The organism is Bacillus sp. 196mf (genome assembly GCF_003217275.1).
Taxonomy (GTDB): domain Bacteria; phylum Bacillota; class Bacilli; order Bacillales; family Bacillaceae_G; genus Bacillus_A; species Bacillus_A thuringiensis_S.
Genome location: NZ_QJTG01000005.1, coordinates 192,295 through 214,813, shown reverse-complemented (window position 1 = coordinate 214,813; position 22,519 = coordinate 192,295). Strand labels below are relative to the sequence as shown.

Sequence of the window (22,519 nt, the reverse complement as noted above, 5' to 3'; positions counted from 1 at the left end):
GCGGTTTTTTAATTTACCTTTTGCTCATTTTCCATTTCCCATAACTTTTCAAAAAATGGCTGTCCTTTTACGAGACGCTCGCATAATTGTTCATGTTTCTCAGACCAGCCAGCTTTCGCTTCATCATACAGTCTAGCCCAAATATCCTCGAACTCCATATGTTGAACCGTTCCATATGCTGATGGATCCCACTCTGTGTACCAATAGCGAATCTCTGCTGTATTTTTCGTTGTATGTAATTGATCTAACGCCATAAATAATAATTGTTTTAGCTGTCTTTCTTTACGAGTCAAGCCATTCATAATGAAAGGCGATGGTGATAAAATGTGGTGTTCTTTTTCTGTTTCTTCTACTTGGAACTCATACTTTTCTGCTTGTACGTTTTCTACCATCTCATATACCATCTGCTCTTGGCGTGGTATAAGTCTGCTTTTGCGAATTGGTACATTGTAACCAATTGTGTCAATCGCAATAATTCCTTTTCCATCTGTAACAACAAAGCAATACTCTTGCTGCAAACGTTCATGATTTTTACGAATATAAGCCTTATGATGTACGTCTTCCAGCATTTTTTGCGGAAGCTCTAACAATTCGTTCTCGATGTAATGATATAATGTGGCATCTACTTTTAATAATGGCACTTGATCTAATAGCTCAATCGTATCATCTTTCCGCCATTCGTAAAAATGACAAACGTTATACCCATTCTCTTCACCTTCAAACCAATTTACCCATACATCATGTAGATATAACATTCACTACCCCTCACTTCACTACTGTTTGTACCAATCATTATGTTCATTTTTGCTTAACTTTATTCCACTTGAGGAAATATATTCTAATTATTATTTTTTCTTCTATTAATACTAAAAAAAACAGGAAATAGAGCCCCTGTTTTTTTATATATGAAATGTATTTGCTTTATTCAATATTTCTTTTGCATCTATAGATAATAAAGAAAGTGTATCTCCTCCTTCCAAAGTTACACAATCTTTGACAATATGAAATCCAAGCGCATAGCCAAGCATCTTCGGATAAAAGTGAAAGCCATTTAATAAGATGTCATGTTCCCTTGTTCCTCGTTTTATACTTATTCTTTCATGTACAACATTTTTCCAATAATAAATAGCCTCTTCTTTTGAAAGATACTCCGTCCACGGTGCATTATTTTTTTCTGTATACCTTTCTGTTACTGCTTGCTCAGCTAGCCCTTCCATAATCATTGTATCAAGTAATGTATATTCTGTTTCTTTCGTCTCAATTTGATGTAACCTGCATATGTGATGGTATTCATGCGCCAATAACACTTTTAATTCTTCTACCGAATTCCGTCCACATACGAATAAGAAAATAACATGACGCATAGATAATCCAGCCCTACCGTTATACTCTTCTTGCACAGTTCGATTATAAGAATCTGATAATAAAATAAAGACAGGGACATCCGGACCTTTCAACCAATTTTTCAATTTATCATACTCCAGGCTCAACTCTTTCCAAATTTCCTTTTCCTCTAATTCTTTAATTTCCTTTTCCCCGCGCATGATCGGGCGATACATCCCTTTTGAAATTAAAAAGCGATACAACCTTTCTTTTGGCAACGGAATATACTTCGTAAATTTCTCACAAAGTTTCTCTGGCCGTCCATAATATAAATGTAGCCATTCAGCTGTTTCAACAATCCCCATCTTTATCCCTCCTTTTTCTTATGTATATGCTACAGGAGAAAAAGACGTAAAAATAAATAAGGAGTTTTTTCGCAATATCTTGCGGAAAAACTCCTTATTTTATCTATTATTTATACGATTTAAATACTAACACTGCGTTATGACCACCGAATCCTAATGAGTTACTTAATACTGCATTTACTTCTTGGTGTCTCGCTTGATTCGGTACGTAATCTAAGTCACATTCTGGATCTGGTGTCTCATAGTTAATTGTTGGAGGAATTACTCCGTCTGTAATTGATTTAATAGAGAAAATCGCTTCAACAGCACCAGCTGCTCCTAATAAGTGACCTGTCATTGATTTCGTTGAGCTAATTGCTACTTTATACGCATGCTCACCGAAAGTTTCTTTAATTGCCATCGTTTCATATTTTTCATTCGCATCCGTACTTGTACCATGCGCATTAATGTAATCAATATCTTCTGGCTGTAGGCCTGCATCAGCTAAAGCTTGACGCATTGCACGCACTCCGCCTTCACCACCAGGAGCAGGCATTGTAATATGGAATGCATCACCAGTTGCACCGTAACCAGCGATTTCCGCGTAAATGTGAGCACCACGAGCTAATGCGTGCTCTAATTCTTCAAGAATTAAAATACCTGAACCTTCACCCATTACGAAACCGCTACGGTTTTTATCAAACGGACGGCAAGCCGTTGCTGGGTCTTCATTAAATGTTAATGCTTTCGCTGAGCTAAATCCTGCGAATGCCATACTTGTTAGCGGCGCTTCTGCTCCACCTGTAATCATTGCATCAGCATCACCACGCTGAATTGCTTTAAATGCATCACCAATTGAGTTTGCACCAGATGCACAGGCCGTTACAGAACAAGTGTTAATTCCTTTTGCTCCTGTTGCGATTGATACTTGACCTGCTGCCATATCTGGAATCATCATCGGCACGAAGAATGGGCTCACGCGGCGTGGGCCTTTCTCAGTAAAAATCTTAAATTGTTCTTCGTATGTTTCCATACCACCAATACCAGATCCAATCCATACACCAATTCGAGGTCCGTTTTCTTCTGTAATTTCAAGCTTTGCATCTGCAACTGCCATTTTCGCTGCTGCTACTGCATATTGTGTAAAGCGATCCATACGGCGCGCTTCTTTTTTATCAATATATTTCTCGACTTCAAAGTCGTTAATTTCCGCTGCTACTTTTGCTGGAAATAGTTCTGGATCAATTCTTGTAAGTCGCCCGATTCCAGATACACCCTTTTTAATGTTTTCCCATGCTGTTTCAACATCTGTTCCGACCGGTGTAACAGCTCCTAGTCCTGTAATTACGACCCTCTTTTTTTCCATACAAAATACACTCCTTTTTTTCTCTCAGTCCTTATTTACCCCAACGAAGAGCAACTGCTCCCCATGTTAATCCGCCGCCAAAACCAACAAGTATAATTAAATCACCGTCTTGAATACGTCCGTTTTGCAATTCCTCTACCATTGCAATCGGAATGGAAGAAGCTGATGTATTACCGAACTTCTCAATTGTCATACTCATTTTTTCTTGTGGTAAATTTAACCTTTCTCTTGCAGATTCCATAATACGAATATTCGCTTGATGCGGTACTAAGAAATCCACATCTTCTTTCGTAAGACCAGCTTTATCTAAAACACGAAGACAAGATTCACCAAGTTGACGAACGGCAAATTTAAAGACTTCTCTGCCATTCATCATAACATACTCGTCTTGATATAGATGCTTGCCGCCGCTTCCGTCTGCTCCTAATTCGAAAGATAGAACGCCTCTTCCTTCTGAAACTGCTCCCATTACGATAGCACCGGCTCCGTCTCCAAATAATACCGCTGTATTTCGATCATTCCAGTCTACAATTTTAGATAGCTTATCACTACCAACTACTAATACGTTTTTATAAGTCCCCGTTTGAATAAATTGCTGCGCTGTAATCATTCCGTACATAAAACCAGCGCATGCTGCACCTACATCCATTGCAGCTGCATGTTTCGCTCCAATCGCTTCTTGAATGACACAAGCTACTGCTGGAAACGCACGATCTGGTGTTACTGTCGCTACTAAAATAAGATCGATATCTTCTCCGCTAATCCCTGCATCTTCAAGTGCTTTTTTTGCAGCCTCTACGGCCATATATGAAGTATCTATTGTATCATCGGCAATGCGTCTTTCTGCAATTCCCGTTCTCGTACGAATCCATTCATCGGATGTATCCATTATTTTTTCTAAATCGTGATTTGTGACTACTTTTTCTGGCACATATCTTCCGATCCCTAAAATGCCCACGTTCACATCGCAGCCCTCCGTTTTATATCAATTATTATGACTTGGTACTAATTTTAAAACATAAATGTATTTTTGTCTAGAATATATTTCGCATAAAACAGAAAGCTAACACATTATCCACTTTATTTTTCATTAAAAGAAACAGAATCATACCTTTTCGTGTTTCATTCCAAATAAAAAGGCCCGAACCGCTTCTACTCACGATTCGAGCCTCCCCTCCATCAAAAAAGAAGGATTTTATTCTTGATCTGCTTTTCTTCTAAACTAGAGAGTTCTCTTCACTACTTTTCCTTTATCCTATTCATATCTCTAGTTTTCCCCCAGGCGAGAATAAAAAAGGCCCTGACCGCTTCTATCCACGGTTCGGGCCTCTCTTCCATCTTAAAAAGATGCTTTTTATTCTTTATCTGCTTTCCCAAGCTCATAAGCTTCGTTCATAACTTTCATTAACAACTCTAACACCGGCTGTGCCTTCTCCATATCAATTGCAATTCCGTTATCATCTAAAATTGCCTTCGCTTCCGGTAAATGCTTCATTGCGATTTGTAAAAACTGCATGCTTTTTTCGTTCATATTATACTCTTCCTCTCCATTAAAACTTTCACATACAATAGTGTAACACGCGTGCTACTCTTCGTATAACTCTTTATATTTTTTCATGTGTGCCAGTTGCTTATTTAAACCGTATTCTAACGGAGTATTTCTTTTTATCGAAATGACTTCAATAGCCTCATCTCTTATTTCATTATTATTTTTATTTACTTTATCATCCGCGCGTAAAAGATTCATACCTTTTTCCCATAATGACTGTTTACCACTAAGTAAATTGTATATACCAAGATGCGCCCCGTTCGTTCCATTTTCCCATAAGTATTCACATACATCTTCAATGTAAAGCAAATCACTTCCTTTTTCCTCACTCGTACAACGGCACTCTTTTTCGTCTAATTCTGATAAAATGAGCTGATGATACATCATAAAGGATGGTTGCCACGGTCCATATAATGTAGGAACTCGAAATACACTATATTTTAAATTCCCTTTTTTCAATCCTTCTTCTACTTTCAAAAATAGGCGCTTATTTTCGGATTCACCTGTACTACTTACTTCAATAGAAGAAATTAAATTTAACTTCACTTTTTGTTCTTCACACATTCTTATAATTCGCTTTAAATATTGTAATATGACTCTTTCATTCCGAAATCCACATTGCTGATTTGGCTCATATAAGCAAAAGTAGACAGTATCGAATCTCTCTTCCTCTACCGATCTCCATCCATCTTCATCTCTTATCGAATAATACGTAAATAACGCATTTCGCCCAATTAACAATAACTTCTCTTCATTAATTTTGGTCATACTATCGAATTCATCAAAATCAAGACCATACACTTCTACTTCTTCTGCGATCATTTTATTCACAAGGTGATAACCTACAAACGTAAGTGCACCTATTATCAGCACGCGTTCCATACCACCAACCCTTTCCCTTTGAAACAAATAGCTCCTCATTTATGTATATGGGAGCTTCACAATTCTTCTTCATATTTTTTAAAGAAATCGGTCGTTTGCCTAACCATTTTATATTTCACATCTTGCAGATGGAATAAGACAGAAGTATCACATTGATTTAATTGCCTCATTTTCTCATATCTCCGCAACTGCTGTTTTCTTCCTCTTTTTTCTTGTGTTGATACGAAAATTTTAACAGGTACACAAGATGGAAGAAGCGTAAATGATTTCTTATTTATTTTTAAATCTAATTCTTCTTCTTTGGAATCATACGCCAAACTTAATTCCTTCACGAGTCTCTTGTAAAAAAACTTATGCTCTTTCTCAAAACCCACATATTCTGGTAAATCTAAACACGGATTTAACATAACAACAGAACGAATACATTCAGGATATTTGTTCATCATTTCAAGTGCCACAAGCGCTCCCATACCATCTGCCATAATGTGCATCTTCGCATTTAACGTCTCTTTTCTCAAAACAACATCATATAAACGTTTTGCCAGACGAACAGATTGATCGTTCCCCCAATGTCTTCCGTATAAATTAGAGGAAAAGACCGTGTAGCCTTGCTCAATAAGACCATGTAAGAAATAAGATTTACCCGCATGTTGTGTCCATAAACTTGTACCATTCTCAATAAAGTAGTTATAATCACCGAGGAGCATAACAGAAAATCCATTTGGCTTCTCCGGTAAATAAATGACACATGGTTCTTTTTCTAAGTAAAAAAAACGTTCCGTAATACTCATTTTTCCCCCGCCTTATTTTCTAAACATATAAAACCACTCTTTTATAATGTATGAACGGAATGCAAATTTGCGTTGAAAAATCTACAAATATTTTTCTATATTCTTTTTTCAATTGTGTTACAATAAGGACAGATTGAACGAATAGAGGTGTAAAATATGCGTTTCATTTGGGCATTAATTTGGTCGTTCTTACTTGTACATATGATGAGCTACGTAATTGGCTCTATGACTGGCGGTACATACGACTTTAACCAAGCGTCTATTTTCTCAGTTGTTCTTGCTGTATTAGTACTCGCAATTTCAGCTGCAATTCCAAACGAGCCAGTAGAACAACACTAAAAAAAGAGTCCGGATTTTATCCGAACTCTTTTTTATTTTCATTTCACATGAACGACTAATTCGTTATTTTCTACATCAACAACTACGTGACTATTGTCTGTAATTATTCCTGCAATTAATTCTCTTGCTAATTTCGTTTCCACTTGACGTTGTACGTATCGTTTTAATGGACGAGCTCCGTACATTGGGTCGAAACCAGCTTCTACAACAAATTCTTTTGCTGCATCTGTTAATTCTACTGTAATGTGACGGTCAGCTAGACGGCCTTGTAGTTCTTTTACAATTTTATCAACAATGCCTTTAATTTCATTCGTTGTAAGAGGTTTGAATAAAATAATTTCATCAACACGGTTTAAAAATTCAGGGCGGAAATGTCCTCTTAATTGCCCCATTACAAGGTCTCTTGATTCCTCTTTAATCGAACCATCTTCTTCTAATCCCTCTAGTAAATGAGCAGATCCAATATTTGAAGTCATAATAATAACTGTGTTTTTAAAGTCCACTGTTCTTCCTTGTGAATCTGTAATACGTCCATCATCTAACATTTGTAATAAAATGTTGAATACTTCTGGATGTGCTTTTTCGATTTCGTCTAACAAAATAACTGAATATGGTTTACGTCTTACCGCTTCTGTTAATTGACCGCCCTCTTCATATCCTACATATCCAGGAGGCGCACCAATTAAGCGTGACACAGCGTGTTTCTCCATATACTCAGACATGTCAATACGAATCATTTGCTCTTCACTATCGAATAAAGACTGCGCTAACGTTTTTGCAAGTTCTGTTTTACCAACACCCGTAGGGCCTAAGAAAATGAAGGAACCAATTGGACGATTCGGGTCTTTAATACCAGCGCGTGCACGAAGAACCGCGTCTGATACTAGGCTTACTGCTTCCTCTTGTCCGATGACACGCTCTGATAAGATTTGCTCTAAGCGTAATAATTTCTCGCGTTCACCTTCCACGAGTTTCGCAACAGGAATACCCGTCCAGCGTGAAACAATATCTGCAATTTCTTCTTCACTTACTTCCTCACGTAATAAACGATTTTCTTGTTTATTATGCGCGCCCATTTCTTCCGCTTCTTTTAACTCTTTTTCAATTGCTGGAATTTTCCCGTGACGAAGTTCGGCTGCTTTATTTAAATCGTAATTACCTTCTGCTTCTTCTAATTCACGACGCAGACGTTCTAAATGTTCACGTAAGTCACGAACTTTGTGAATGTCTTCTTTTTCTTTCTCCCACTTTGCTCTCATACCACTTGCAACTTCTTTTAAATCCGATAATTCACGTTGCAATGTTTTTAGACGCTCTTGGCTACCACGATCCGTTTCTTTTCCAAGAGCCGCTTCTTCAATTTCCAGCTGCATAATGCGGCGCGTTACTTCATCTAATTCTGTTGGCATAGAATCGATTTCTGTACGAATTGTTGCACACGCTTCATCAACAAGGTCAATTGCTTTATCAGGTAAGAATCGATCTGAAATATATCGATCTGATAAAACTGACGCTGCTACAATCGCACGGTCATGAATATTTACACCGTGATAAATTTCAAAGCGTTCTTTTAATCCACGTAAAATTGAAATTGTATCTTCAACAGTTGGTTCTTCTGCTAATACTTGTTGGAAACGTCTTTCTAGCGCTGGATCTTTCTCAATATATTTGCGATATTCATCGAGCGTCGTCGCCCCGATACAATGCAGTTCACCACGCGCAAGCATCGGTTTTAACATATTTCCTGCATCCATGGCTCCTTCTGTTTTACCAGCTCCAACTATTGTATGAAGTTCATCAATGAATAATAAAATGCGTCCTTCACTCTTTTTAATTTCATTTAATACAGCTTGCAGACGCTCTTCGAACTCACCACGGAATTTCGCACCAGCTACGAGTGCACTCATATCTAACGCAAAAATCGTTCTATCTTTCAATCCTTCAGGTACATCCTTTTTCACAATACGCTGGGCTAGCCCTTCAACAATTGCTGTTTTACCAACACCTGGCTCCCCAATTAAAACCGGATTGTTTTTCGTTTTACGTGAAAGAATACGGATTACACGTCGTATTTCACTATCACGGCCGATTACAGGATCGATTTTCCCTGCTCTCACTTCCGCCACTAAATCACGACCATATTTTTCTAACGCTTCATAAGTTGCTTCTGGATTTTGACTCGTCACTCTTTGATTCCCCCGAACTGTCATTAAAGACTGTAATAAGTTATCTTTCGTAATATGCAATCTTGTAAATAATTGATTTATATCGCCTTTTTCTTCAGAAAAAGCAAGCAACACATGTTCTACTGAAATGTAATCATCCTGCAGTTTTTCTGCTTCTTTCCCTGCTCTTACAAGCAGTTGTTGCAGAGCGCTCGTTACATACAATTTTCCAACTTCTGCACCGCTCCCCGTTACAGAAGGTTTCTTTTTAATTAAACTTTCAGCACCTTGCTTTAATGCTTCTATATCAACATTCATTTTTTGAAATATACGTACTGCTAATCCATCTTGCTCTTCTAATAATGCAAGTAATAGATGAACAGTATCCACCTCTTGGTGATGATGAGATACCGCTAAAGATTGGGCACTCATAATCGCCTCTTGTGTTTTTGTTGTCATTTGATTTAAGTCCATCTTTACAGCCCTCCAAAAGTTTGACTTTCTTTGACCTTTGATTTGATTATACGCCAACTGACTTTTTTATACAATAATTTTGCCTATGTATTTTCAAACTTATTATTGGAAAAAGAAAACAGGAACATTCATTACGCTGCTCAAAACAGTACGGTAAATGAAATTATAATGTGTCATGACAAAAAAGCCGCAATAAAGATTGCGGCTTCTGTTACGGTTTTCTTTTATATGTCCACTGACGGTTATGATTCGTATTATCTGGAAACTTTTCACCGGCAGTTAATTGTACCATTTGCGGATTTTTCACCATACTTCCCGTTTCACCAATTTCTACATAAACCCCATCATTTGGCGCTTTTTGTCCAGAACGAAACCTGCGATTTTGTCCCATTTTCATTCTCCTTCCATGACGTCTTTGCCTCATTAGTATATCCATTTTAAAAGAAAGCTTTTCTGTCATGTTTAGGAAACAGTACTACATCTCGTTCTTGTACATATATATGAATGACACAAGCGTAAGCAGGGATTTCTTTCCTACTTGTAGAAAAAAAAGAAACCAACCTACTCTAGGCTAGTTTCAAAGGAGAGTCAAACATATACGAGAAGATTACATGTTCATTATAAGTCTCATCACACGGGCAATGTAACCCTTTTCACAATTTGTACATAATGAAAGAAACATTGTTTGAACTTTCTAAAAAGATGTTGACTTTTCTTAATTTCCAACGAGAAATAGTAGACACCGCAGCACTTTGAGACGTAAGATGGATATATAGTGAAATTTTCATCTATGGTCATTTCACCAGGTCTAACCTCTTATTTCTGCATATTAAAAACGGAAATACAGATAGATACAAAAAAATTATTATAAGAGGTGAAATTATGAACAAACAACATTTAATCGCATTAGACTTAGACGGTACTTTATTAACAGACAACAAAATAATTTCCACTCGAACGAAACATACAATTGCAAAAGCAAAGGAACAGGGACATATTGTTGTTATTTCAACAGGACGTCCATTCCGTGCTAGTTATGATTACTATAAAGAACTTGCTCTTAACACACCTATCGTAAACTTTAACGGTGCTTACGTACATCATCCTCTTGATTCAAGCTGGGGAACACATCACTCTCCTCTTGAGCTAGCAACAGCGCAAGAAATTGTACGAGCTTGCTTTGATTTCGGCGTAAAAAATATATACGCGGAAGTAATGGACGATGTGTATGTTCGTGAAATTGATGAAGATAAAAAACATATTTTCGAATTCGGCTCTCCTAAGATTTTTACGGGAGACTTATTAAATATTTTAAACGATCATCCAACTTGCTTATTAATTGATGCACATGACGAGCATTCCACTGCAATTCGTCAACATTTAACGGATATGCACGCGGAAGTAATCGATCATAGAAAATGGGGCGCACCTTGGCCGATTATTGAGATTGTGAAAAGCGGATTAAATAAAGCGGTTGGATTACAAAAAATTTCTAGTCATTACAACATTCCACAAGAGCGAATTATCGCTTTCGGTGACGAAGATAATGATTTTGAAATGATTGAATTTGCTGGTCACGGCATCGCAATGGGGAATGCCATCCCTGAATTAAAATCACTCGCAAACCATACGACGTTAACGAACGAAGAAGATGGTATCGCTTTATATTTAGAAGAGGTTCTTGGGTTGTAATCTAAAAATTCCCTACTTATAGTTTCCTGCCAAATGTCCATACTATAAGTAGACGCAAGAGACATCGCGTCGATTGTTTTCAGCTAAATAAAGGGGGTTTTTCGAATGGGTAAAAAGAACAAATCAAAACGTTTTATCCAACAAGGAGCCGATGCTGTTATGAAGCATGATGCAAGATTCCCGTACAGAGGTACATTAGCTGAGGCAGAAAAAGCAAGAAGTAACTCTTCTTTTGGAGGGGTTTAAATGGGGAACTTACTATTCCAACAAGCTAGAGATGCTGTTGAAAATGCCGTATCTTGTTCAAGCGGTACTGAGCAACAAGATCTCGTGTATAGAGCAAAAAATGCTTTGCAATCCGCTTACGCAAACTCTTCAACTGCTGAAAAAGTTCAGCTCCGTGAAATGCAAGAGCAATTGCAAAACATTACGAATTTACATTAAAAAAGAGGACCAACTTTGGTCCTCTTTAATCTTTCCGAAACAATCCGAACACCCCAACTGTTTGCAATATATTTGTAAATGCACCTGGGTCCACTTGTCTAATAATCCTCTCTAATTCGTATAACTCGTAACGGGTAATAACCATCATTAACATTTCTTTATTTTCATTCGTATAAGCACCTGTTGCTGGTATCGTTGTAATCCCTCTTACTAATCGCGAGTGAATCGCCTTTCTTACGTCTGCCCCATTCTTCGTAACAATTAATGCTGTAATCTTTACATGACGAGTATGAATTGCATCAATAATTCTCGTCGATACATATAAAGTCACTAACGTATATAACGCTTTTTCCCATCCATATACATAGCCAGCAGCGATAATGATAATTGCATTAAAAAAGAAAAAGTATGTACCAACAGGCTTATCTTTTATTTTTGATAAAATCATAGCGATAATATCTAATCCACCTGTAGAAGCACCCCACTTTAAAGCAATCCCTACTCCAATTGCCGAAATAATCCCGCCAAAAATCGCATTTAATATGATATCATTCGAAACCGCTCTAACAGGGATGATTTCTAGAAACAAAGTCATAAATATAACACAAAGAAAACTAAAAAAGGTGAAGGCCTTTCCAACCTTTTTCCACGCTAAAATAACGACAGGAATATTAAATAAGCTAAACAATACTCCCGTAGATATGTGAATCGATAAAAAATCACCTAATATTTGTGATAATAATTGAGACAATCCAGCAAAGCCGCTCGCATACACTTTCGCTGGCGTTAAAAATAAATTCATCCCAATCGCGTTTAATAAACCTGCGATGATTACAACGATTAACTTCTTTATAAGTTCAGTATAATTCAACTTCAAATCCATTTCGAATCCACCTTTACCCTTCATAAATGCACCGCTATACATAGTCTTTACGAAAAAGGAAATGATAAACGTACAACGTTTAGAAATGGAGTTGATACATATGCCACATACGAGTGATAACGACAAAAAAGCACGCGATAATAATGCAAAACGCACACAAAAAAATGAGCAAGAGCAAAAAAATATTCAGCAAGGTAAACGTGCATACTCTAAAAAGACCGATCACCTTTGATTCCATCGTACATCAACAATTATGTTGATGTACTTTTTTACATTTTAAAGGAAAAAACATTAAAAATTCACTTCATGTTCACTTCTATATTCTACAATAGCGATAACATATTCGGATGAGGTGTTGGCATGAGAGGGAAACATATTTTCATTATTACTGCACTAATAAGTATATTGATGCTATCTGCTTGCGGACAAAAAAACGGCTCAGCTACAGTCGCCACAGCAACAGACTCGACTGTTACGAAGGACGACTTCGAAAAACAATTGAAAGATCGTTACGGAAAAGACATGCTATACGAAATGATGGCACAAGACGTCATCACAAAAAAATATAAAGTACCTGATGAAGAGGTAAATAAAGAAGTAGAAAAAGTAAAAAAACAATATGGAGATCAATTCAAAAAAGTATTAGAAAATTATGGTTTAAAAGATGAAGAGGATTTCAAAAATCAAATTAAGTTCAAACTTGCTATGAATGAAGCGATTAAGAAAAGCATTACAGAGAAAGACGTAAAAGACCACTATAAGCCAGAAATTAAAGCGAGTCACATTTTAGTAAGTGACGAAAATGAAGCGAAAGAAATAAAGAGTAAACTAGATGCTGGTGCTTCATTTGAAGAATTAGCAAAACAAGAATCACAAGATCTGCTATCAAAAGATAAAGGTGGAGACCTTGGATACTTCAATTCAGGTACAATGGCTCCTGAATTCGAAACCGCTGCCTACAAACTAAATGTTGGACAAATTAGCAATCCCGTAAAATCATCAAACGGTTATCACGTTATTAAATTAACTGATAAAAAAGCTTTAAAGCCTTATGATGAAGTGAAAGACTCTATTCGCAAAAACTTAGAGGAAGAACGTACTGCTGATCCTGTATTCAGCAAAAAATTGTTACAAGAGGAATTAAAAAAGGCAAATATTAAAATAAATGATAGTGATTTGAAAGATACGTTTACTCTTGTTTCACCGCAAGGAAATTAAAAAAGCACAACCTTATCTTTTTAAATAAGGTTGTGCTTTTTAATCTTCTATCTTATTTCTTAAAGTAAGTCCAACCTTCTTCTTGGTAAACTTTTTCTTCTTTCATCAATTTACCAAGTGCGCGCTTAAATGCAGCTTTACTCATGTTAAAGCGTTCTTTAATATCTTCCGGATGGCTCTTATCCCAAAACGGCATTGCTCCGCCTCGTTCTTCCATATATGCATAAATTACTGCCGCATCGTCTTCCATTCCTTCTTCTTTACGAGGAAGAAGTGAAATGTTAATTGTACCATCATCTTTCACGTCAATAATACGGCCCGTTACACGCTCACCGATGCGAACTTGTTCTTTTCTTTCTGTATGGTGTAAGAAAGCACGGAAATGCTCATCAGTTAGTATGAATGAACCAACTTGAAGCGAACGATATACACGTCCATTTACGTTTTTATTACGCATAGATGGCGTTGCATCTACGATAATTTCTTGCATATCACTGTCTCTTGCCGGAAGAGCAATTAAACGATCACGATTCGTTAATTTTAACGTACAATATAATTCGTCGCCTACTTCTGGCCATACCGGCATATAAATTGGGAATTCATCAGCTGGAATTAGTATATCTTTTGATACACCAATATCAACAAACACACCTAAACTAGGAATGACTTCTACAACCTTTACCCAGTTCCAATCATAAGTTGTAATAATCGGTTCCTTCATTGTTGCTGAAATACGATTTTGGTGATCAAGGTATAAGAATACATCAATCGTATCACCTTCTTCAATTTCTCCAGCTACTTCGTTTTTATGTAGGAAAATTTCTTCTTCTTCATTCCCAACCATATATCCGATTTCCGTTTCGCGTAAAACAGTTACCTGTTCAATCGATCCTATTTGCAAATACATATTTTTTAATTCCCTTCTATATATATAAAATTATCTTTTTTATCATTCCAAACAAAAGTTAATTATAACATGATTTTTCCTGTATTTGTCCAACTGCCCAAAATTCACTATAATAAAATGAGGTTCCATGAATATAAGTACGAAAACACTTAAGTCTAGACTCGTTTTCAGCTATACTTTAGTATGTACAGTACATAACAAGATTAGAAATTTATTTGGAGGTGCTAACTATGGCAAAAGATAGTTCTTTTGACATCGTTTCGAAAGTAGAATTACCTGAAGTAACAAATGCAATTAATATCGCATTAAAAGAAATCCAAAACCGATATGACTTTAAAGGAAGTAAAAGTGATATTAAATTAGAAAAAGAAGTACTAGTTTTAACTTCTGACGACGAGTTCAAATTAGACCAAGTAAAAGACGTTTTAATTTCTAAACTTGTAAAACGTAACGTTCCAATTAAGAACTTAGATTACGGAAAAGTTGAAGCTGCAACTGGCAACACAGTTCGCCAACGCGCAACACTCCAACAAGGTATCGATAAAGATAACGCTAAAAAAATTAACAACATCATTAAAGAAATGAAATTAAAAGTAAAAACACAAGTACAAGACGATCAAGTACGTGTTACAGCGAAAAGCCGTGATGACTTACAAGCCGTAATCGCAGCTGTTCGTAGCGCTGATTTACCAATCGACGTACAGTTCATTAACTACCGCTAAAAAAACTCCTCTTAATTAGAGGAGTTTTCTTTTTAGCCCTGCAGAGACAATATTACAAGAACAAACCATAGAAAAAGGGTATGTGCGGTAAAAATCGCTAAGTAAATTGAAAATAAGGAAAAGACACCTTAAGACGTTTTCCCTTCGATTTGAATTACTTTTCTTAGTAATTACATCCTAGGCCAAAGTCATCTTAAAAATTGCTATAACTCATAATTCCTCTCCTCGCCAAAACGTAACAATTTATGAGTATAAGAATATTTTCCAACCTTTAATGTAATGTAAAATTAATAAGTATTTTAAAAAATGTTAATTAAAAAAGAGTTAGAAGTGGTTATTTGAAGAAATTAATATTATGGTTTTTATTAGCCACATTCTCCCTAAATACTGTAGGATGTTCTAATAATACGAATACACTAACGGATAAGTCTAACTGTATCAACAAAGCTTGGTACAAAAAAAATATGTCATGTAATCATTTAAAAAAACATTAAATAGTTAATGATAAAGGTCATAAAAAAAGACACCTCAAAGTGCCTTCCTCCGACTTGAATCATCTCAATTTTAACAATATTTGGTTGTAATTAAAAAGAAGCATAAATTGTTAATAAAGATGCAGACTTCAAAATAAAAAGTACACTAAGTAAACTCTTATTCAAAAATTTATATTAAACACTAATATTTTAGAAGCAAGTTTATAAGTGTAAAACCTACAGGGATTTCCCCTGTAGGCTTTATTATATTTCAAGTGATTTCCAAATGTATTATGAGTGGCTTTTTTCAGTTTGGTTTTCAAAATATTTTTCTTTAACCATTTTTATCAGATTTTCTTTTTCTGTTAGTTCAAATATAAATAATGCTTTTTTCATGTTATTTGCAATATCTTCTTCATTCTGTTGTTTAAATCTTAATAAATTCCATCCTTTTAAATAGTAAAGTTCACCTAATAAGTATAGAGTATTTAGATTAATAGCTAATTTGATGCCCTTATCAATGTATTTTACCGCTTCTTCATATTGATAGGTCATACCTAAACATTTCGCTAAATTAAAAATGATTTTTAATTTAATCGCTTTATCTCTCGGAAAATCTAACTTATTAAAATTAGTTAAACATCTTCCTAATATAGTAATACTTTTATCATATTCTTTATTTTCCGCATAAAATATAGACATTGTCTGCATAATATCTATTTCTCTTTCTGATAAAAAATCAACATTGGTTAAAGTTAGTTTTAATGCATTATTTAAAAGCTTTAAAGCAGTTTTTATGGATCTGTTCACCTCAAATACAGCAATTGCTTCATGCCATAGGAGAAATTGTTTATCTTCTTTTGCCTGAAAATTTTTTTCATCTTTCTCTTTTTTCACGATTTCATAAAGTTCTTTATATTGTTTTTGCTTTAAGCAATCTTTTATTACACATTTTACATTTTCTACATATTTTAACTTTTTGTTTTGAGTTAATGCAAATATATTATTTGGGTCAATACCAAGTCTTTCTGATAATTGATATAACAATATACTAGATGGATAAATCATACCTTTTTCTATTTTGCTAATTTGACTTTGCGAACATATTCCATGACATAATTCGGATTGTGATATATTTTTTTTAATTCTAAGCTCTTTAATGGTAATACCCAAATCGTAAAATTCCATTTTCCCACCTACTATTTAGTACTATATTAGTATAAGAGTATTCTCTAACTTTTAATGTAATGTAAAATTAATATAGTTGCAATTATTGTTTGTTTCAAAGGTCTTTCTCTATCCGTATTGACACAAAAACAGGCTAGGAAGAAGACTTTCTCCCTAACCTGGCCCCACCGAACAAACTTACAAATCCAATAAGAAGACATGAACATAGAGTGCGTAACTTCTCATCTCATCTACGTTTCCTTTTAACTGCAATTAAAAACGCAATAAATAATACATTCACACCAACGATTAAGGAGATAAATAACCAATTCACACCTGTTTCTCTGTTAACTTTATACACGTTTGATTCTTCACGCTTTAAAACGAGATAAAATTTTCCGTTTTCCTCTCTTATAATTTCATCCTGCAACAATCCTCTTAACTCTTGTTTTTCACCAATTGTACTTGCAGGTAAGGAGACTTTTTGTGTTTCTTTCGTATTATTAATTGCTACTAAAGTTACTTCATTTTTATATTTTCGTTTTAGTATGCTCATCCCGCTCTTATCATACAGTAGCTCAAACGTACCGTGTCGTAAAGACGGTCTCACCTGTCTAAGTTCACCTAGTTTTGTTATGTGCTGCATAAATTTTTCGTCTGACTTAAAATCCATTAATCGTCTATTATCGGGTACACTTCCTCCATCTAATGCAATTTCAGTTCCGTAATAAAAATTCGGAATTCCAGGTGATGTTAACAAATATGTAAGCGCCAGTTTTAAACGTGATGGCGGATAATACATATTTTCTTTTGCAATACGCGCATATCTTTTTGTTTCTTGATCATCTAAAAACGTAACAAATTCCCCTTCTTTTTTACTCACATCGTATAACGATTTCACCGATACATCCACTTTGGAAAACGATTCTACTATTTTTTCGTTGTATTCACTATCCTCCTTTGTCATAATACGAAAATCTTTCTTTATCACTTGCATATCTTTTTGCGCGTTATCCCAAAAGGAACGTGGCTTTTTTTCACTATGTATAACATAACTTCCATCTAAATCAACTTCTTTTATCCACCATTTCATTGCATCAATTACCTGTTGTTCGTTTTCTCCAAGCGGAAATTGAAATACAACTTTCATTCCTTTTGCATGAGCTTCTTTTACAAGTTCTTTTACATCATTTTCTGTCCCGAAATGTTCATTTACCTTTTTAAAATTTCGCACGTCTAATCCATCGTACTTTCCACTTTCAAAAAGTGGCGAAAGCATAACGGTAGTAAAACCCATTTCTTTTATGTAATCCAACCTTTTTATAATTCCTCTTATATCCCCGCCTTGATACCCTTCTAAATTACCGACTTCTAATTGTTTGTCATTTTTCGGTTCTCCATTATTGAAGCGATCAATCATAATGGAGTATATAGCTTCATCTTTCCACTCTCTTTTTTCGTCTGCAAAAGTATGTATTGGTACAAACAAAACAAAAGCTAAGCAAAAACAAATGAATAGTTTCCTAGTCCGTATTTTTCCCACACGCATCCCCCAAGTTTTCTAATTATAAGAATATTATACCAATTTTCTGAATGAAACGCATATGTCGATTTCAACCCTCACAAAATAATACATGTTAGATTTCCTAACATCATGTATATAATTTTCTGAATTTTTAGTTGATTTTTAGTTTAATTTCGAATATGATATGAAACATAACAAAATGATGTTATTTTTTCTAACATTACAGGAGGGAAAATCATGAATATGGGAGATACGGTTTTTATGTTTGTAACGACAGTAATGGTCATGTTAATGACACCAGGATTGGCACTTTTTTATGGAGGTATGGTTCGCAGCAAAAATGTACTCAGTACAACGATGCATAGTTATAGCGCAATGGCTATCGTTTCGATTCAATGGATTGTTATCGGCTATTCTTTATCATTCGGACCAGATTGGCACGGGATTATCGGTACACTTGATTGGTTCGGTCTAAACGGAGTTACCTACGCACCAAATCCAGACTACTCATCTACTATTCCTCACAATTTATTCATGATGTTTCAACTCATGTTCGCCATTTTAACTCCAGCTTTAATTTCAGGTGCATTCGCTGAAAGAATGCGATTTTCTGCCTTTCTTATTTTTATCCTTCTATGGACAACGATCGTTTACAATCCTGTCGCTCATTGGGTATGGGGCGTCGGCGGGTGGCTAAGGGAACTTGGGGCACTAGACTTCGCTGGCGGAAACGTCGTTCACATCACTTCCGGAGTTGCTGGTCTTGTATTAGCTATTTTCCTTGGAAAACGAAAAGACATAAATGGTTCTTCTCCTCACCATTTGCCATTTACAATGTTAGGCGCAGGCTTATTATGGTTTGGCTGGTTCGGTTTTAACGTCGGCAGCGCATTATCCTTAAACGACGTAGCTTTAACTGCATTTATTAATACAAATATAGCCGCTGCTGCCTCCGCTCTAACTTGGATGCTTTCTGAATGGTTCTTCCAATCAAAACCGACTGCGATGGGAGCTGCTTGCGGAGTTGTTTCTGGTCTAGTCGCTATTACACCAGCTTGCGGGTTCGTTACACCTTTCTCCGCTCTTCTTATCGGAGCAATTGGTGGTATATTATGCTTTGGCGCCGTTTTCTTCTTAAAAACAAAATTCGGGTATGACGATACACTTGATGCCTTTGGATGCCACGGTATCGGAGGAACTTGGGGCGGTATTGCAACAGGACTATTTGCAACTACTACCGTAAACGGGGATGGTGCGAACGGATTGTTTTACGGAAACGCCGCTTTACTGTTTAAACAACTTATAGCGATTGGCGCAACATATGCATTCACCATCATCATGACGTATGCCATTATTAAAGCGATTAACTTCTTCCTCCCTGTTCGCGTCGATGAACATGAAGAACACATGGGTCTTGATATTTCAATGCACGGCGAGAAGGCTTATGAACATGCAGAGCGAGCAAACTAAAAAAGAGACGCAATCTATTGATAGTAGATTGCATCTCTTTTTTGCGTACTAGGCAACATACCCCACCTAGTATAAATGTAAATATATCATCGGTTTTTTGGATATATCAACGATTTTTCAAATATATCGATTGTTTCTTTCAATATATCAACGGTTCGACACAACATATCGATTTACAAACAAATTCCGACATAATTTACAAGCAAAATACCCCACATAACGTTATAGAAAAAAGACGACCGAAACCCGGTCGTCTTTTCCTATTTATTTCGGAGCATTTCCTACATATTGCGTAATATCAACATTTAATGCCTGCGCTAAACGCATACCGTATTCTTGATCTGCACGGAAGAAGTTACAAACAGCTAATAATTTTGTGCGTTCATTTACGTCTTTTAGATCATTTGTTAAGTTTGCAATTAAGTTATCTTGCTCTTCTTTAGAGAATGAACGGTAACGCTCACCTGCTTGTTTGAAGTCATTTGGTTTCTCGATTTTTTCACGAGATACATAGCCTTCTACTTTCATAGTTGAATCGCGGTAAGCTTTGTCTTCAACCGGATTCTCTGCATGACGGCTCGGTTCGTAGTTGATTGTAGATGGGTTTTGATTTACTTGCATCGCACCATCACGTTGTTGATTATGAACAGCTGCGTATGGGCAGTTTACAGGAATTTGTAAGTAATTTGCACCAAGACGATAACGCTGTGTATCTGGGTAAGAGAATAAACGACCTTGTAATAATTTATCTTCCGATGGCTCAATACCATTTACAGTTGCACTTGGAGAGAACGCTACTTGTTCTACTTCTGCAAAGAAATTTTTCGGATTACGATTTAACGTCATCGTCCCTACTTCCATTAATGGGAAGCGATCTTCTGGCCATACTTTCGTTGGATCTAATGGATCAAAGTCTAAAGAGTCCATTTCATCTAATTGCATAACTTGTACGTGTAAATCCCATTTCGGGTGATTTCCTTTTTCGATTGCGTCGAACAAGTCACGAGTTGCATGATTGAAGTCTTTCCCTTGTACTTCTTGCACTTCTTTCGCATTTAAGTTACGTACACCTTGCTGTGGTTTCCAGTGGTATTTAATATAAACAATTTTACCTTCTTCATTAATCCATTTAAATGAATGGACGCCGAAACCTTCCATTTCACGATAACTTGCTGGTGTACCGTAATCAGAAAATACCCATGTCATCATGTGTGTAGATTCTGGAGTTAACGTCATGAAATCCCAGTAACGATCTGGCGTTTGAATATTCGTATCAGGTGCTGGTTTTAAAGAATGTACCATATCAGGGAATTTAATTGCATCACGAATGAAGAAAACCGGTAAATGATTACCTACGATATCGTAGTTTCCTTCTTCTGTATAAAATTTAACAGCAAACCCACGTGGGTCACGTGCTGTTTCAGGAGAACCTTGACCATGAATAACCGTTGAAAAACGAACAAATACAGGCGTTTCAGTTCCTTCATTTTGTAAAAATGCCGCTTTCGTATATTGCTTCATACTATTTTTCGTTACGAATACACCGTGAGCACCTGCACCACGTGCATGCACAACACGCTCCGGAATACGTTCACGATCAAAGTGCGCAAGTTTTTCTACTAAATGATAGTCTTCTAATAATACTGGTCCACGACGACCAGCTGTACGAGAATTTTGGTTATCTCCAACTGGAGCACCTTGGTTTGTTGTTAAGCGATTATTTGGATTCATCTAGGGGGATCCTCCTCTTTCTTTCATAGTAATTATTGTTTATTTAAAATTATTATAAACTAATTATTATTCAAAACTAAACCTTTGTCAACTATTTCCTTCACTTTTTTTGAAACAATTTCAGCCAAACAGTCGATAAATGCAGATTGTGCATTCGGCATACTTGGTCTAAAATATTTGGCATTTAATTCATCAGTTACAACTTTACATTCATAATCGTTGTCATATAAAACTTCTAAATGCTCCGCTACAAAACCAACTGGGCAATATACGAAAGATTCGTACCCATGCTCTGCATATAAATCTTTCGTTAAATCTTGCACATCTGGACCAATCCATGAATCAGGAGTATTCCCAGCACTTTGCCAACCGATTGTATAGTTTTGAATATTTGCAGCTTCTGCAATTAAATCTGCCGTATACTTTAGTTGTTCTACATATGGGTCTCCTGCTGTAATAATCTTTTCTGGCAAACTATGCGCTGAGAAAATTACGACTGCTTTCTCTTTATCATCAATTTCTGTAAACGTTTCTTTTATTTTGTCTGCCCAATACGAAATAAATTTCGGTTCATCATACCATTGTTCAATTGGTTCAATAACAGGACCACCGATTTCTTTTGAAAGACGAATAGCACGATCATCATACGCTTTAATGCTAAATGTAGAATAGTGCGGTGCTAATACGATACTAATCGCCTGCTCAATTCCATCTCGCTTCATTTCCTCTACAGCATCTTCTATAAATGGCGCAGTATGTTTTAAACCTAAGTAACAAGTAAATTCATACTCTGTAAATATGTTATTCATTGAATCTGTTAATTTATGCGCCTGCTCTTTCGTAATTTTTGCAAGCGGCGAAATTCCACCAATCGCTTTATAGCGCTCAATTAAATCTTCAAGCGCTTCTTCTGACGGCTTACGCCCGTGACGGATATGTGTATAATATGCCTCTACATCGTCTAATGATTCTGGTGTTCCATACGCCATTACGAGTAAACCTATTTTTTTCTTTGTCATCTATATAACACCTCAATTTTATAAATGAGAATCCT

23 protein-coding genes are annotated in these 22,519 nt (G+C 36.0%); 8 read left to right on the top strand and 15 right to left on the bottom strand.

The window, feature by feature from the left end; genetic code table 11:
- Positions 1-8: 8 nt before the first annotated feature.
- From ATL10_RS10955 to ATL10_RS10925, 7 genes are all read right to left on the bottom strand, one after another.
- Positions 9-755: a YjbA family protein gene (locus tag ATL10_RS10955; RefSeq protein ID WP_000966129.1), complete on the bottom strand. Its 747-nt coding sequence runs from the start codon at positions 753-755 to the stop codon at positions 9-11.
- A 144-nt stretch (positions 756-899) separates the two neighbouring features.
- Positions 900-1,688, bottom strand: a complete 789-nt coding sequence (locus tag ATL10_RS10950) for a DUF2268 domain-containing putative Zn-dependent protease (protein WP_110496899.1) — start codon at positions 1,686-1,688, stop codon at positions 900-902.
- A gap of 106 nt (positions 1,689-1,794) precedes the next feature.
- Positions 1,795-3,033, bottom strand: a complete 1,239-nt coding sequence (gene fabF, locus ATL10_RS10945) for a beta-ketoacyl-ACP synthase II (RefSeq protein ID WP_000412656.1) — start codon at positions 3,031-3,033, stop codon at positions 1,795-1,797.
- Positions 3,034-3,064: 31 nt separating this feature from the next.
- Positions 3,065-3,997, bottom strand: a complete 933-nt coding sequence (gene fabH, locus ATL10_RS10940; protein ID WP_071713724.1) for a beta-ketoacyl-ACP synthase III — start codon at positions 3,995-3,997, stop codon at positions 3,065-3,067.
- A 390-nt stretch (positions 3,998-4,387) separates the two neighbouring features.
- Positions 4,388-4,564 carry a ComZ family protein gene (locus ATL10_RS10935; protein ID WP_110496897.1) on the bottom strand — a complete coding sequence of 59 codons (177 nt, stop codon included), beginning with the start codon at positions 4,562-4,564 and terminating at the stop codon, positions 4,388-4,390.
- A gap of 54 nt (positions 4,565-4,618) precedes the next feature.
- Complete coding sequence (locus ATL10_RS10930; RefSeq protein WP_000487723.1) at positions 4,619-5,491, bottom strand: NAD-dependent epimerase/dehydratase family protein; 873 nt, start codon at positions 5,489-5,491, stop codon at positions 4,619-4,621.
- A 29-nt stretch (positions 5,492-5,520) separates the two neighbouring features.
- Positions 5,521-6,255 carry a lipase family protein gene (locus ATL10_RS10925; RefSeq protein ID WP_000028690.1) on the bottom strand — a complete coding sequence of 245 codons (735 nt, stop codon included), beginning with the start codon at positions 6,253-6,255 and terminating at the stop codon, positions 5,521-5,523.
- A 156-nt stretch (positions 6,256-6,411) separates the two neighbouring features.
- On the opposite strand from ATL10_RS10925, the gene ATL10_RS10920 reads away from it, so the two are divergent.
- Positions 6,412-6,594 (top strand): YjzD family protein, encoded by a 183-nt coding sequence (locus ATL10_RS10920; protein ID WP_001211116.1) that lies wholly within the window; start codon positions 6,412-6,414, stop codon positions 6,592-6,594.
- 38 nt (positions 6,595-6,632) lie between these two features.
- On the opposite strand, the gene clpB is transcribed toward ATL10_RS10920, so the two are convergent.
- Both clpB and ATL10_RS10910 read right to left on the bottom strand, forming a co-directional pair.
- A complete protein-coding gene (clpB, locus tag ATL10_RS10915; protein ID WP_110496896.1) occupies positions 6,633-9,233 on the bottom strand; it encodes an ATP-dependent chaperone ClpB in 2,601 nt (866 codons plus the stop codon).
- A gap of 211 nt (positions 9,234-9,444) precedes the next feature.
- On the bottom strand, positions 9,445-9,624 hold the full coding sequence (locus ATL10_RS10910) for a YjzC family protein (protein ID WP_016082481.1): 180 nt from the start codon (positions 9,622-9,624) through the stop codon (positions 9,445-9,447).
- A gap of 491 nt (positions 9,625-10,115) precedes the next feature.
- Here ATL10_RS10910 and ATL10_RS10900 point away from each other — a divergent pair, with 491 nt between their 5' ends.
- From ATL10_RS10900 to ATL10_RS10890, 3 genes are all read left to right on the top strand, one after another.
- A complete protein-coding gene (locus ATL10_RS10900) occupies positions 10,116-10,925 on the top strand; it encodes a Cof-type HAD-IIB family hydrolase (RefSeq protein ID WP_001041231.1) in 810 nt (269 codons plus the stop codon).
- 105 nt (positions 10,926-11,030) lie between these two features.
- On the top strand, positions 11,031-11,171 hold the full coding sequence (locus tag ATL10_RS10895) for a hypothetical protein (RefSeq protein WP_000516816.1): 141 nt from the start codon (positions 11,031-11,033) through the stop codon (positions 11,169-11,171).
- Complete coding sequence (locus ATL10_RS10890) at positions 11,172-11,369, top strand: DUF3813 domain-containing protein (RefSeq protein WP_000527407.1); 198 nt, start codon at positions 11,172-11,174, stop codon at positions 11,367-11,369.
- A 25-nt stretch (positions 11,370-11,394) separates the two neighbouring features.
- On the opposite strand, the gene ATL10_RS10885 is transcribed toward ATL10_RS10890, so the two are convergent.
- On the bottom strand, positions 11,395-12,252 hold the full coding sequence (locus ATL10_RS10885; RefSeq protein WP_000364432.1) for a YitT family protein: 858 nt from the start codon (positions 12,250-12,252) through the stop codon (positions 11,395-11,397).
- A 100-nt stretch (positions 12,253-12,352) separates the two neighbouring features.
- On the opposite strand from ATL10_RS10885, the gene ATL10_RS10880 reads away from it, so the two are divergent.
- Both ATL10_RS10880 and prsA read left to right on the top strand, forming a co-directional pair.
- Positions 12,353-12,484, top strand: coding sequence for a DUF3941 domain-containing protein (locus tag ATL10_RS10880; RefSeq protein ID WP_001120851.1), 132 nt, complete (start codon positions 12,353-12,355; stop codon positions 12,482-12,484).
- A 128-nt stretch (positions 12,485-12,612) separates the two neighbouring features.
- Positions 12,613-13,470, top strand: a complete 858-nt coding sequence (gene prsA / locus ATL10_RS10875) for a peptidylprolyl isomerase PrsA (RefSeq protein WP_097987120.1) — start codon at positions 12,613-12,615, stop codon at positions 13,468-13,470.
- A 52-nt stretch (positions 13,471-13,522) separates the two neighbouring features.
- On the opposite strand, the gene ATL10_RS10870 is transcribed toward prsA, so the two are convergent.
- Positions 13,523-14,377, bottom strand: a complete 855-nt coding sequence (locus ATL10_RS10870) for a CvfB family protein (protein ID WP_000281259.1) — start codon at positions 14,375-14,377, stop codon at positions 13,523-13,525.
- A 230-nt stretch (positions 14,378-14,607) separates the two neighbouring features.
- Here ATL10_RS10870 and ATL10_RS10865 point away from each other — a divergent pair, with 230 nt between their 5' ends.
- Complete coding sequence (locus tag ATL10_RS10865; RefSeq protein WP_001040146.1) at positions 14,608-15,099, top strand: YajQ family cyclic di-GMP-binding protein; 492 nt, start codon at positions 14,608-14,610, stop codon at positions 15,097-15,099.
- Positions 15,100-15,863: 764 nt separating this feature from the next.
- Here the strand turns inward: ATL10_RS10865 and ATL10_RS10855 are convergent.
- Positions 15,864-16,760, bottom strand: a complete 897-nt coding sequence (locus tag ATL10_RS10855) for a helix-turn-helix domain-containing protein (protein WP_000397875.1) — start codon at positions 16,758-16,760, stop codon at positions 15,864-15,866.
- Between the two features lie 226 nt (positions 16,761-16,986).
- On the bottom strand, positions 16,987-18,288 hold the full coding sequence (locus ATL10_RS10850) for an alpha-amylase family glycosyl hydrolase (RefSeq protein ID WP_258375770.1): 1,302 nt from the start codon (positions 18,286-18,288) through the stop codon (positions 16,987-16,989).
- Between the two features lie 213 nt (positions 18,289-18,501).
- Between ATL10_RS10850 and ATL10_RS10845 the strand changes: the two genes are divergently transcribed.
- On the top strand, positions 18,502-19,734 hold the full coding sequence (locus ATL10_RS10845; protein WP_110496894.1) for an ammonium transporter: 1,233 nt from the start codon (positions 18,502-18,504) through the stop codon (positions 19,732-19,734).
- 264 nt (positions 19,735-19,998) lie between these two features.
- Here ATL10_RS10845 and katB read toward each other — a convergent pair whose 3' ends face one another.
- Both katB and hemH read right to left on the bottom strand, forming a co-directional pair.
- A complete protein-coding gene (katB, locus tag ATL10_RS10840) occupies positions 19,999-21,465 on the bottom strand; it encodes a catalase KatB (RefSeq protein WP_001069184.1) in 1,467 nt (488 codons plus the stop codon).
- A 59-nt stretch (positions 21,466-21,524) separates the two neighbouring features.
- Positions 21,525-22,484 carry a ferrochelatase gene (gene hemH / locus ATL10_RS10835; RefSeq protein WP_110496892.1) on the bottom strand — a complete coding sequence of 320 codons (960 nt, stop codon included), beginning with the start codon at positions 22,482-22,484 and terminating at the stop codon, positions 21,525-21,527.
- Between the last annotated feature and the right edge of the window lie 35 nt (positions 22,485-22,519).